Source organism: Parvibaculum sp. (assembly GCF_035511255.1).
GTDB lineage: Bacteria > Pseudomonadota > Alphaproteobacteria > Parvibaculales > Parvibaculaceae > Parvibaculum.
The window spans coordinates 1-11,701 of the sequence record NZ_DATKFR010000338.1 but is presented as its reverse complement, the minus strand read 5'-3'; the positions used below and the strand labels follow the sequence as shown (position 1 = coordinate 11,701).

The following is an 11,701-nucleotide window of genomic DNA, read 5'->3' as shown; positions in this document are numbered from 1 at the left end:
CGCGGCGCGCAGCCGAAAGTCAGCCCCGCGACGAGGGCCGATCCGAGCGCCAGACGAAAGACTCCACGCATGGTATCTATCCAATGAGCCGGCGCACGTCGCGACGCAGCACCGGAAGAACGTCCGTTTCGAACCATGGATGCTTCCTGATCCAGGCATTATTACGCCAGGAGGGATGTGGCAGGGGTAAGGCGGAAGGAAGATAGCTGCGCCACGCGGCCACCGTCTCCGTCAGGCTGGACTTGCGCGCCCGGCCGAGATGCCAGGCTTGCGCATATTGCCCGACCAGCAGCGTCAATTCTATCTGCGGCATCAGCTCGAAAAGCCGGGCGCGCCAATGGCCGGCGCATTCCCGCCGCGGCGGCAGGTCGCCGCCCTTGGCGTCGAGACCGGGAAAACAGAACCCCATGGGGACGATGGCGATGCGTGAGACATCGTAGAATTCGTCCGGGGTCATGCCCATCCAGTCGCGCAACCGATCGCCGCTCGGATCGGTGAAGGGCGTGCCCGACGCATGAACCCGCGTCCCCGGCGCCTGGCCGACGATGCAGACCCGCGCCGTCCGCGACACCCGAAGCACGGGCCGCGGCTCATGCGGCAGCGGCCTGCCCATCGGTTCGTCGATGCAGAGCCGGCAGGTGCGAATTTCCGTTGCGAGCTTGTCGAGCGCGCTGCGACCCATGCGTCCTACTGAACATCCTTCAGCATGTTGCGCGCGATGATGACCTGCTGCACCTGGCTCGTGCCCTCGTAAATACGGAAGATGCGCACATCGCGATAGAAGCGCTCGATGCCGTAATCGGCGACATAGCCCGCGCCGCCATGCACCTGCACGGCGCGATCCGCGATGCGCCCCACGGCCTCCGAGCAGAACAGCTTGCAGCAGGAACTTTCGGTCGCGACATCCTCGCCCGCGTCGCGGCGCCTGGCGGCGTCGAGCACCATGCAGCGGCCCGCATAGGCTTCCATCTTCGAATCCGCCAGCATCGCCTGCACCAGTTGCAGGCTGCCGATCGGCGCACCGAACTGCTTGCGCTCGGCGGCGTATTTCGTCGAGTCTTCGACCAGCCGGTCGGCAACGCCGATGCAGACGGCCGAGATATGCAACCGTCCGCGCTCGAGCACCTGCATCGCGGTGACGAAGCCCCTGCCTTCCGTGTCGCCGAGCAGGCAATCCGCCGGAATGCGCGCATTGTCGAAAACGACGTCGCAGATATGGGCGCCCTGTTGGCCCATCTTCTTCTCGGGCTTGCCGATGATGATGCCGGGAATGTCGCGTGGCACGACGAAGGCCGAAACGCCCTTGGCGCCGGGCGTCTTCGGATCGGTGCGCGCCATCAGCGTGAAGGCATGCGCCCTGTTCGCATTGGTGATGAAACGCTTGGTCCCGTTGACGACGTAGTGGTCGCCGTCTCGGATCGCTGTCGTTTTCAGCGAAGCGGCGTCCGACCCCGCTTCGGGTTCCGTCAACGCGAAGCTGATGATGACCTCGCCGCTGGCGATCTTCGGGAGCCAATAGGCCTTCTGGTCCTCGCGGCCATGCATGACGATGCCCTGGCTGCCGATGCCGACATTGGTGCCGAAGACCGAGCGGAAGGCAGGCGACGTGCGGCCCATCTCGAACATGAGAAGGCATTCCTCCTCCATGTTGAGGCCGAGCCCGCCATATTCGACCGGCACTGAAATACCGAAAAGGCCGAGCTCCTTCATTTCCTCGATGATCTCGGCGGGAACGGCATCCTCCTCCGAGACCTTGTCCTCGATCGGACGCAGCCGCTCGTCGACAAAGCGACGGACGGAGGAAATCAGTTGTTCGCGTGTTTCGGCGTCGAGGGCCATGGTCGCTCCGGCTGACTGGATAAAATCAGGACGGGCGGAATTTAGGCCACGGCCTTCCCAGGGTCAAAGCTTCAAAGAACCGCCACCAGAGCGTCGGATACCCCGACGTCAAACCTCTCCTCGACCGAAATCGGGTGATAGGCCGTCACCGTGAATATGCGGTCCGTCCGTTCGCCGTCGAAGGAAAGCGGCATATAGGCGGCCTCGAAATTCATGTATCCGCGCCCGAGGAATTCCATGTTGCCCCCGACCCCGACCGGCCGCCGCAGCAGCGCGACCGCCTTGAAAAGCTCGTGGAGCAGCGAACCGAGATTGGGTCGCGTCTCGTTCACGTCCAGAATGGCGCACCCGCGATGGTTCTTGCCATGCACGTGTGCCACCTCCTCGCCGATCAGGCGATAGGTCAATGTAAAAGGATCGTGATCCACCTGGATCATCATCAGCTTCGGCATGTGGCGGGCAAAATCGACAGGGTCGATATCCTGAGGACGCGGCATCCGGCGGTCGCCGCGTCGGCTGTACCAGTAGTTCAGCACCTCGAGTACCGCCGGATCGCCGAGGTCTCTCAGCTTGCGAAGCCCCGTGCCGCTCACCTCGGCTTTCGCAACCAATTCCTGATATTCGCCTATCGACATGTTGCGGGCCCTTGCTGCCACCCTCCTGCGCGCGAGCCACAGCATGCGCCAGATCGCCTAACCGACGATGAACGGGTCATTTCAAAATGTCCTTGAGGGGTGCGCCACATTCGCCCTCCCGTGCAATCCGCTCGCTCTCCAGCAGGACCCGGTAGGACGAGCAGCAAAGGATGCGGTCGGTTCGTTCGTCGTCGAAGGAAAGCGGCATATAAACGCCTTCGAATTCCGTCGCGCCCTTGCCCATGGCGTCGAGCATGCCGCCCGCCGCATAGGGCCGTCGCTCCAGCGCCACAAATCTGAAGAGCTCGAACATCATAGAGCCGAATTTCGGGCTCAGATCGTCGAGATCCCTCACCTTGCGGGCCTTGTAATTTCCGCCATGTACGTCGGAGACGACGCCGCCAAGCAGCCTGTAGCTGAGATCGAAGGGATCGTGATCGACCTGGATGAGCTGAAGATTCGGCAAGTAGCGCGCGAAATCGACAGGATCGACCGCGTCGGGATGCGGCATGCGCCGCGCACCGCGCTTGGCCCGCCAATAATCGAGCATGAAGAGCACCGTCGGATCGCGGAGATCCTTGATACGCTTCATCCGCGCCTCGCCCTGGCCGGCGGCGACATTCAGATTCGGGTCGTAAACGTTGGTCACCCACTGCTCCCGCGGTCCGCCCTCCCCGCATGAATAACAAGACCTTACCGCCCATGGACTAACGCGGCGTAAATCCCTTCTTCCTGATTGAACCCGGTTCCTGATAAGAGACGGGTAAATGCAATCCAGAACAGGTCGAACCGATGTCAAAGTCACCTGGCGCACGTCTCGCCGGCTATCAGAGCTGGGATGGCACTGATCCTTTTGAGGACCATGCCGGCCCCTTCTTCTTCAAAAGAACGGAAACCGGTGAGGTACGCTGCGCCTTCGAGGCGACGCCGACGCATTGCAACGGCGGCGGCTTCCTTCACGGCGGGCTTTTGATGACCTTCGCCGATTTCTCGCTTTTCGCCATCGGCCGGGATGCGATCGACGGCCACGCCGTCACCATATCCTTCAACGCCGAGTTCGTCGCCGCCGGACACGCCGGCGACATCGTGGAGGCGCGCGGCGACGTGGTGCAAAAAACCGGCAGCATGGTCTTCCTTCGCGGCCAGGTCTTCACCACATCGGATGGAAGCGAGCGCATCCTTCTCAATTTCAGCGGCATCGTGAAGCGTGTGAGGCGCAAGCCCGAATCTCACTAGTCCGGGCCTCGCCGAAAACGTCGCAACGCCGCGGGAGTCCTGCCGTATGGTGACCCTGAGCATCCTCGACCAGTCTCCGATCCGCCGGGGTGGCTGCGCGGCCGAGGCGTTGGCGAACACGATCGACCTCGCGCGCCATGCCGAGCGGCTCGGCTATGCGCGCTACTGGCTCGCCGAGCATCACAACACGACCTCCTTCGCCGGTTCCGCGCCCGAGATCATGATCGCCGCCGTCGCCGGCGCGACGAGCCGCATTCATGTCGGCTCGGCAGGGGTCATGCTGCCTCATTACAGCTCGCTGAAGGTGGCCGAACTCTTCCGCATTCTCGAAACGCTCTATCCCGGCCGCATCGATCTCGGCGTCGGGCGCGCCCCGGGCTCCGACCAGCGCACCATGCGCGCGCTCCAGCCCGGACCCCAGGCCTATGGCGTCGAGGTCTTCCCGCAGCAGGTCGAGTTGCTGATCCAGTTTCTCGAGGACTCAAACGGCCTCGAGGGCGAAGCGGGCGGCTTTCCCGACGCGCATCCCTGGCGCGGCATTCACGCGACGCCACGCGGCCCCGGCATGCCTGAACTCTGGATGCTCGGCTCCGGCGGGGATGGCGCCATTCATGCCGCGACATTCGGCATGCGCTACTGCTTCGCGCATTTCATCAATCAGGACGCAGGCACCGCACCGCTCGATCTCTACCGGGCAAACTTCAAGCCCTCGCGCCATCTCTCTTCGCCGCATGGCTCCATCGGCGTTTCGGTGACGGTCGCGGAAACGGAGGAAGAAGCCCGCCGCATCGCCGCCCCGCGCAATCTCTGGGTGACGCAGCTTTTGCAGAACCGCGCCGGCCCCTTCCCCTCGATCGAGGAAGCGCTCGCCTACCGGTATACCGAGGAGGAGAAGGTCATGCTGCGCGCCGTCGAACGGCGCGGCATCGTCGGCTCCCCCGAACAGGTGCGCGGCCGCCTGCTTGCCATGGGCGAGGAATATGGCGTCGACGATTTCGTGATCCTGACGATCACCTATGACCAGAAAGACCGCATCCGCTCCTACGAGCTTCTCGCGGAAGCCTTCGCCGTCTGAGGTCCCTTATTCAAAAAGACGAATCTCCGTCTCCGCGACCTGTGCCGCCGCGCGCCGCGCGACCCGCTTTTCGAGTGCGGTCCTGAGACGCTTCTGCCGCTCCTTGGTGATCGGAAAGCGCCAGATGATCGACACCGAGATCACCCAGAGGACCAGCGGCACCAGACAATACATAGCCGTCAAGGTGAACAACGCCTCGGGCGTGTTGGTCTTGATCTGCGGATTGAAGCCGATCCAGCCGAGGATCGGCAGCGCAATGCCGACGCCCGCCGCCTCGGCGCCCTTACGCACCATGCCGAGAAACGCGAAGATGAAGGCCGTGCGTTGCTCGCCGCTCTTCAGCGTGTCGAGATCGACCACATCGGCGAGGATCGACGGTCCGAGGATCGGCGCCGCGCCCATGGAGAGCCCCTGAACGAGCGTGATCGCCAGCATCAGCGGCAGCACGAGGTCTGGATGATCGGGCTTCACCGCATAGATGACGACCGGCACGAGAGCGAAGGCGGAAAGACTGGCGATCCCCGCGACGGCGATCCCCTTGTGCTTGCCGATGCGGTTGCCGAGCGTCACCCAGAAAGGCGAACCGACGACGCCGGCAGCGAAAAGCAGGAAGATCAGGACCGAACTCATCGTCCCGAAATTTGCGACATGTTCGAAGAAGAGGACCGCGACGCCTGCATTGATCGAACCCGCCAGCGCTCCCAGAACCGACGTTGTCAGAAGTATGCGGAAAGGCCCGTTGCGCATCACGATGCGCAAGCCCTTGCGGAAAGGAATATTCTGAATCTGCTTGGGTTGCGGCTCGGGCACAGAGAGAAACATGACGAGGCCGCAAACCGGCAGCAGCGCGACGGGCAACCAGCCGAGCACCGCCATCGCACCGCGTCCCGCCGAGTTTCCGTCGTGATCGAAAAGATATGCCCCGACGATCGGCGCCGTGATCGACATCAACAATCCGATGAGCAGGAAAATCTCGCGGCTTCCGGCAATGCGATTCCGCTCTTGATAATCGCCCGATATTTCCGCGCCCCAGGCGCTGTAGGGGATGACGATCAACGTGAAAGCGAAGTAGATCGCGGAAATCCAGATCAGAAGATAGAGGTTCGACACTTCGCCCGGCGGCACGAAGAGCATGTAGCCCGACAGCATCATCAGCGGAATGCCGACGAGAACCCACGGGCGGCGGCGTCCCCACCTCGTATGTGTGCGATCGCTCAGCGCCCCCACCAGCGGATCGGTGACGACGTCGCTCAGCCGCGCGATCATCAGAATGAAACCGATCGCCGCGAGATTGAGCCCGAGCGTACCCGAATAGAAGGGCGGAATGTAGATCGCGACCGGAAGGCCGATGACGGCCAGCGGCATGACCAATTGGCCGTAGGCGATCAGCTTCCAGTTCGAAAGACGCTTTACGCTCATCGTGTACCGACGATCCTGTTCGTTTGATGGGACGCTGCCTCGGCAGCCGCTCAGTCCGCGGGCATAACCCGCGGTTCGACAGCCAGCCTCGACGCGGCGCGGCGGGCAAGCCGCCGCTCCAGCGCGCCGCGCAGACGTTGCTGCCGCTCATGCGTGATCGGATATTGCGCAACGATAAAAACGCAGCCGACCCAGAGCGCAAGCGGCACCAGGCAATACATCGCCGTCAGCATGAAGAGCGCGAAAGGCGTATTCACAGATCCACTAGCATTGAAGCCCGACCATGAGAGGATCGGCAGGGCGATCCCGACGCCGGCCGCCTCGAATATCTTCCGCACCATCGCAAGGAAGGCAAAGAGAAAGGCCGTGCGCTGTTCGCCGCTCTTCAGCGTGTCGAGGTCTACGACGTCGGCGAGCATCGACGCGCCGAGAATGGGGGACGCGCTGCTCGTAAGCCCCTGCACGACGATGATCGCGAGAAGTGCCGGAAAGACCCATTCAGGCGCAATGGGCTTCAACCAGTAAATCACCGCCGGTACGAGCGCGAAGGCGCAAAGACTGACGATGCCGGCGAGCACGACGCCGCGATGCTTGCCGATCCGCCCGCCCACACGCACCCAGACCGGGGAACCGACGACGGCGGCGAGAAACAGCACGAATATGAGCAAGGAACTCTGGCTGCTGGCCAGGCCGGCCACCTTTTCGAGAAAGAGAATCGCGACGCCCGCATTCACCGATCCCGCGATCGCTCCAAGCATGACCGTAAAGAGGATGAGGCGAAACGGCCCGTTGCGCAGTGCGATGCGCAGGCCCTGCCGAAAGGCGATGGGCTCCGTGTGGTGGAAGGACGGCTCGGGGACGAAGCGAAAAAGCACCGTTGCGCAGATGGGCAGCATGACGGCGGTGATGATGCCGAGCGCCGCCATGGAGGTGCGGCTGGCGGCCGTGCCGTGGTCGCCGCTTTGCGAGGCGACGATCGGCACCGTGATTGCGACGAGCAATCCGATCAGCGAGAACATCTGGCGGCTGCCTGTTATGCGGTTGCGCTCGTGATAGTCGCCCGAGATTTCCGCTCCCCACGCGCCATAGGGAATTTCGATCAGAGTGTAGCCGATATAGATCGCCGATATCCATGCGAAGAGATAGAGGTTCGAGATCGAGATCTGCGGCATGAAGAGCATGATCGACGAGATCATCATGACGACGACGCCCGCGATCACCCAGGGCCGGCGCCGGCCCCAGCGTGTCCGTGTCCGGTCGCTCCAACGGCCGATGAAGGGATCGATGACCACATCCGCCAGTCGCGCCAGCATCATCACGATGCCGACGGCGGCAAGATCGAGGCCGAGCGTGCCCGAATAAAAAGGCGGGATGTAGATCGCCAGCGGCAATCCGATCACCGCCATGGGCACGACGAGAAAACTGAACGCGAAAAGTTCTCCCTTGTTCAGCCTGACATTCGCCGCAGAATCCATCCCTTCCCGCCTCCCAACGGTTAGTAAGCGGAGATTACTATCCAGTCAGAACTGTCTGCAATGTAAATCGCGCCTTCAGCTTGCGTTCAGGTGCGCCTTCCTATGGTCACCCTGCAGACGCCGAAAGGCTGACGCGACGTCTTTCTCCAGAACTTATCGGGTGCTGAGAAAGAAGTCCTTGGCGGCGCCCAGACCGTACCCCATGGGCGCCGCCATCATTTTATGTGATGAGGCCGATCACGGCGCCCGTCATCGAGGTTGCCAGCGTACCCGAAACGATGGCGCGCGTGCCGAGCGTCACGATGTCCGATCGCCGCGACGGCGCGAGCGCCGTCAGTCCGCCGATCAGAATGCCGACGCTGCCGAGATTGGCGAAGCCGCACATCGCATAGACCATGATGAGCGCCGAGCGGGGGGAGAGCGTGCCGGGCGGCAGATGCGCAAGATCGATATAGGCGATGAACTCGTTGAGGATCGTCTTAGTCCCCATGAGCTGCCCGGCCGTCTCCATTTCCGACGCCGGCACACCCATCAGCCAGACGAGCGGCGAGAAGGCCCAACCGAGCATCCGCTGCAAGGTCAGCGGACCGCCCCAGACATCCGGAAACGCGGCCAGAATGATATTCACCAGCGCGACGAGCGCGACCATCACGATGAGCATCGCGAGGATGTTGAGCAGCAGATGTAGCCCATCGACCGTGCCGCGCGTCACCGCGTCCATACTGCTCTCGTAATCGACCAGCGGCCGATCGCCCGCGACGCCGGTTCCGACGAAGCCCGCCTCCTCCGGCACCATCAACCGCGCCACCGTGATGCCCGCCGGCAGCGAAATCAGCGAGGCGACGAGAATTTGCCCGAGCGCGCCATGCACCACCGGCTCGAGCACGCTCGCATAAAGCACCAGCACCGTGCCCGACACGGTCGCAAGCCCCACCGTCATCATGATGAAGAGTTCCGCCCGCGTCAGCCGCTCCAGATAGGGCCGGATCAGCAACGGCGCCTCGACCATGCCGACGAACATCGACGATGCCGAGGCAAGCCCCACCGCGCCCCCGAGCCCCATGCTCCTTTGCAACAGAAATGAGAAGCCCCGCGTCACCCAACCGAGCACCCGCCAGTGCCACAGCAGCGCCGACAGAGCCGACATGACGAGCACCAGCGGCAAGGCCTGGAACCCCAGCACGAAGAGATTGGCCGGCGCCTTGACGTCGAAGGGCGTCGGCCCTCCGCCCACATAGCCGAAGACGAAACCGGTTCCCGCCCGCGTCGCCTCGGTCAGCGCATCGACCGCGCCATTGAGCGCGAGCAACCCGGCCCGCGTCGCCGGAATTTTGAGAAGCAGAAGCGCAATTGCGATCTGGAGCGCGATGCCGACCGCCACCTGGCCGACAGAGAAAGCCCGCCGCCGCTCGCTGATGGCCCAGGCGATGGCCACGATAATCGCGAGCCCGAAGGCGCTTTGCAGGGACAGAAGGGACATCGACGCTCCGTAAATCGCGCCAGCCCCGGAATTGGGGCGACAGGACCCTATATAAGGGGTCCCGGAAGGGCGGGGATAAGTTCGGCCGCGAGTGTGGCCAAGGCCCTTCGTTCACGCAACAACGGCCTCCTTGACCCCCCGGCGGCCATCATGCACAAACTCACCCCCGAAACAGGCCCTGCCCCAGGGGCGCCAATGGCCGCCTACACGGCGCCGACAAACCTCCAATCGGTGCCGGAACGGCACTGGCAAACTTCCAATCGGTGCCGGAACGGCGCCGGCAAACCTAACCGGAGATCAGACCCATGAGCATTCGTTTTGACGGCAAAGTCGCCATTGTGACCGGCGCCGGCGGCGGCCTCGGCCGCAGCCATGCGCTCGAACTCGCCCGCCGCGGCGCCAAGGTCGTCGTGAACGATCTCGGCGGTTCGCGCGACGGCACCGGCGCCCACTCGGAAGCGGCCAAGGCCGTCGTCGAGGAGATCAAGGCGCTGGGCGGCGAAGCGATCGCCAACGGCTCCAGCGTGACGGACGATGCCGGCGTCGCCAACATGGTCAAGCAGACCATGGACGCCTTCGGCCGCATCGACATCCTGGTCAACAATGCCGGCATCCTGCGCGACAAGTCGTTCTCGAAGATGGAAATCGGCGACTTCCAGCTCGTCGTCGATGTCCATCTCATGGGCACCGTGAAGCCGACCAAGGCCGTCTGGCAGATCATGAAGGATCAGGGCTACGGCCGCATCATGGTCACCACCTCGTCGACCGGCCTCTACGGCAATTTCGGCCAGACGAATTACGGCGCGGCCAAGCTCGGCGTCTACGGCTTCGTCAACACGCTGAAGATCGAAGGCCAGAAGGACAATATCCGCGCCAACATCCTCGCGCCCGTCGCCTATACGCGCATGACGTCGGACCTGATGCCGCCGGAAGCCGAAAAGATGCTCGCGCCGGAAGCCGTGACCCCCGCCGTCATCTACCTCGTTTCGGAAGATGCGCCGACGGGCGTCTGCATCTGCGCGGGCGCCGGCGTTTTCGCCTCGGCCCGTATTGAAGAATCGGAAGGCGTGTTCCTCGGCGCCGGCGTCACCGCCGAAATGGTCGCCGAGAACATCGGCAAGATCACCGACTTCTCGAACGCGACGCCCTTCTTCATGGGCGGCGAGCAGACCGGCAAGTTCTTCAAGCTCGCCACTGGCGGCAAGTAAGCAGCTCCGGTTGCCGACGAATTGGGGAGCCTTCGGGCTCCCTTTTTTGTTTCAATCCAGCGACTTTTCCATCCGCCACACCACCACCGGCGAACGTCCCGTCATGTGGCCGAGCGTGCTTTCCACTTCGGCCGTCACCGCCCAGCCGTGCTTTTCATAGAAGGCTCGTGCGCGGTCATTGCCCGTCCGGCACTGAAGCCATATGCATCGATAGCCCTTCTCTCTCAACGCCGCTTCCCCCGCCGCGAGCAATAACGGCGCGACGCCATGCCCGTGCCATGCGGGCAGCACGAACACCTGTGCGATCCCGTCGCCTTCCCAATGCGCGAAGCCGACGACCTCACCGGCGACGCAGGCGACGATCGTATCGACCGGCGGCGACGCAATGCGTTCGGTGAAAAACCGGAAGGGTCTTCCGTCCGCGATGTCCGGGTCGAGCGCCGCATGGCTCTGATGCCAACCATCGTGCCAAACGCGAGCGAGCGCCGGAATGTCTCCGGCGCTCGCCTGTCTGATCGTCATGTCTGGAAAGACGTCGCTCAAAGTCCGAGCACGGCCTTTGCCATGATGTTGCGCTGAACCTCGTTCGAGCCCGCATAGATCGACGCCTTGCGCAGCGAGAAATAATAGGGCGCCGTCGTAAATGCGTTCTTCGGGCCGATATCCGGCTCGTTCGTATCGATCATGCCGTCCTCGACGAAGGGAATGGCATAGCTGCCGAGCACTTCGACAGCAAGCTGCGACACTTCCTGCTGGAGCTCGGTGCCGCGGCACTTCAACAGCGAACTCTCCGGACCGACATTGCCGCCCGTCGAAAGCGCCGAGAAGATGCGCAGCTCCGTGAATTCCATCGCCGTGATCTGCGCGTCGAGATCGGCGACACGCGCCTGGAACGACGGCTCGTCGGCGACGAGGCGCCCGTCGACCTTCGTTTCCTTGGCCATCTTCCGAACCTTGTTCAGCGCGCGATAGAGGCCCGCCGAATAGGGATTGCCGCGCTCGAATTCGAGCAGGTACTTCGCATAGGTCCAGCCCTTGTTCTCCTCGCCGATGCGGTTCTCGATCGGAACCTTCACGTCGGTGAAGAAGACCTGGTTCACTTCCTGATGCGGACCCGGCGTTCCGTCGAGCAGCACCAGCGGTTCGACCTTCACGCCCGGCGTCTTCATATCGATCAGCAGGAACGAGATGCCTTCCTGCGGCTTGCCCTCTTTCGAGGTCCGCACGAGGCAGAAAATCCAGTCCGCCCACTGCGCAACCGAGGTCCAGATCTTCGAGCCGTTGACGAGATAATGATCGCCCTTGTTCTCGGCCTTGGTCTGAAGCGAGGCGAG

Annotated in this window: 12 protein-coding genes; 3 read left to right on the top strand and 9 right to left on the bottom strand. The window is 63.2% G+C overall.

Translation table 11 applies throughout. The features are described 5' to 3' along the window. Window positions 1–76: 76 nt before the first annotated feature. The 4 genes from VMR03_RS13275 to VMR03_RS13260 all read right to left on the bottom strand — a co-directional run bounded on the left by VMR03_RS13275 (window position 77) and on the right by VMR03_RS13260 (window position 3,123). Window positions 77–682 (bottom strand): uracil-DNA glycosylase family protein, encoded by a 606-nt coding sequence (locus VMR03_RS13275; protein WP_325405985.1) that lies wholly within the window; start codon window positions 680–682, stop codon window positions 77–79. A 5-nt stretch (window positions 683–687) separates the two neighbouring features. Next, window positions 688–1,839: an acyl-CoA dehydrogenase family protein gene (locus VMR03_RS13270; RefSeq protein WP_325405983.1), complete on the bottom strand. Its 1,152-nt coding sequence runs from the start codon at window positions 1,837–1,839 to the stop codon at window positions 688–690. A gap of 71 nt (window positions 1,840–1,910) precedes the next feature. After that, window positions 1,911–2,474 carry a PAS domain-containing protein gene (locus VMR03_RS13265; RefSeq protein ID WP_325405981.1) on the bottom strand — a complete coding sequence of 188 codons (564 nt, stop codon included), beginning with the start codon at window positions 2,472–2,474 and terminating at the stop codon, window positions 1,911–1,913. A gap of 76 nt (window positions 2,475–2,550) precedes the next feature. Next, window positions 2,551–3,123 carry a PAS domain-containing protein gene (locus tag VMR03_RS13260; RefSeq protein ID WP_325405979.1) on the bottom strand — a complete coding sequence of 191 codons (573 nt, stop codon included), beginning with the start codon at window positions 3,121–3,123 and terminating at the stop codon, window positions 2,551–2,553. A 143-nt stretch (window positions 3,124–3,266) separates the two neighbouring features. Here VMR03_RS13260 and VMR03_RS13255 point away from each other — a divergent pair, with 143 nt between their 5' ends. Then, window positions 3,267–3,710, top strand: a complete 444-nt coding sequence (locus tag VMR03_RS13255) for a PaaI family thioesterase (RefSeq protein ID WP_325405977.1) — start codon at window positions 3,267–3,269, stop codon at window positions 3,708–3,710. A gap of 46 nt (window positions 3,711–3,756) precedes the next feature. Then, a complete protein-coding gene (locus VMR03_RS13250; RefSeq protein WP_325405975.1) occupies window positions 3,757–4,785 on the top strand; it encodes an LLM class flavin-dependent oxidoreductase in 1,029 nt (342 codons plus the stop codon). Between the two features lie 6 nt (window positions 4,786–4,791). Here the strand turns inward: VMR03_RS13250 and VMR03_RS13245 are convergent, their stop codons facing one another. From VMR03_RS13245 to VMR03_RS13235, 3 genes are all read right to left on the bottom strand, one after another. Next, on the bottom strand, window positions 4,792–6,204 hold the full coding sequence (locus VMR03_RS13245; protein ID WP_325405973.1) for an MFS transporter: 1,413 nt from the start codon (window positions 6,202–6,204) through the stop codon (window positions 4,792–4,794). A gap of 50 nt (window positions 6,205–6,254) precedes the next feature. After that, the gene (locus VMR03_RS13240; protein ID WP_325405971.1) at window positions 6,255–7,679 is read right to left on the bottom strand and encodes an MFS transporter; all 1,425 of its coding nucleotides are present in this window, start codon (window positions 7,677–7,679) and stop codon (window positions 6,255–6,257) included. Between the two features lie 220 nt (window positions 7,680–7,899). Beyond that, window positions 7,900–9,159: a NupC/NupG family nucleoside CNT transporter gene (locus VMR03_RS13235; RefSeq protein ID WP_325405969.1), complete on the bottom strand. Its 1,260-nt coding sequence runs from the start codon at window positions 9,157–9,159 to the stop codon at window positions 7,900–7,902. Between the two features lie 305 nt (window positions 9,160–9,464). On the opposite strand from VMR03_RS13235, the gene VMR03_RS13230 reads away from it, so the two are divergent. Continuing rightward, window positions 9,465–10,367: an SDR family oxidoreductase gene (locus tag VMR03_RS13230; RefSeq protein ID WP_325405967.1), complete on the top strand. Its 903-nt coding sequence runs from the start codon at window positions 9,465–9,467 to the stop codon at window positions 10,365–10,367. A 51-nt stretch (window positions 10,368–10,418) separates the two neighbouring features. Here the strand turns inward: VMR03_RS13230 and VMR03_RS13225 are convergent, their stop codons facing one another. Both VMR03_RS13225 and VMR03_RS13220 read right to left on the bottom strand, forming a co-directional pair. Next, the gene (locus tag VMR03_RS13225; protein WP_325405965.1) at window positions 10,419–10,889 is read right to left on the bottom strand and encodes a GNAT family N-acetyltransferase; all 471 of its coding nucleotides are present in this window, start codon (window positions 10,887–10,889) and stop codon (window positions 10,419–10,421) included. A 17-nt stretch (window positions 10,890–10,906) separates the two neighbouring features. After that, on the bottom strand, window positions 10,907–11,701 hold a 795-nt coding region (locus VMR03_RS13220), incomplete at its 5' end, for an acyl-CoA dehydrogenase family protein (protein WP_325405963.1).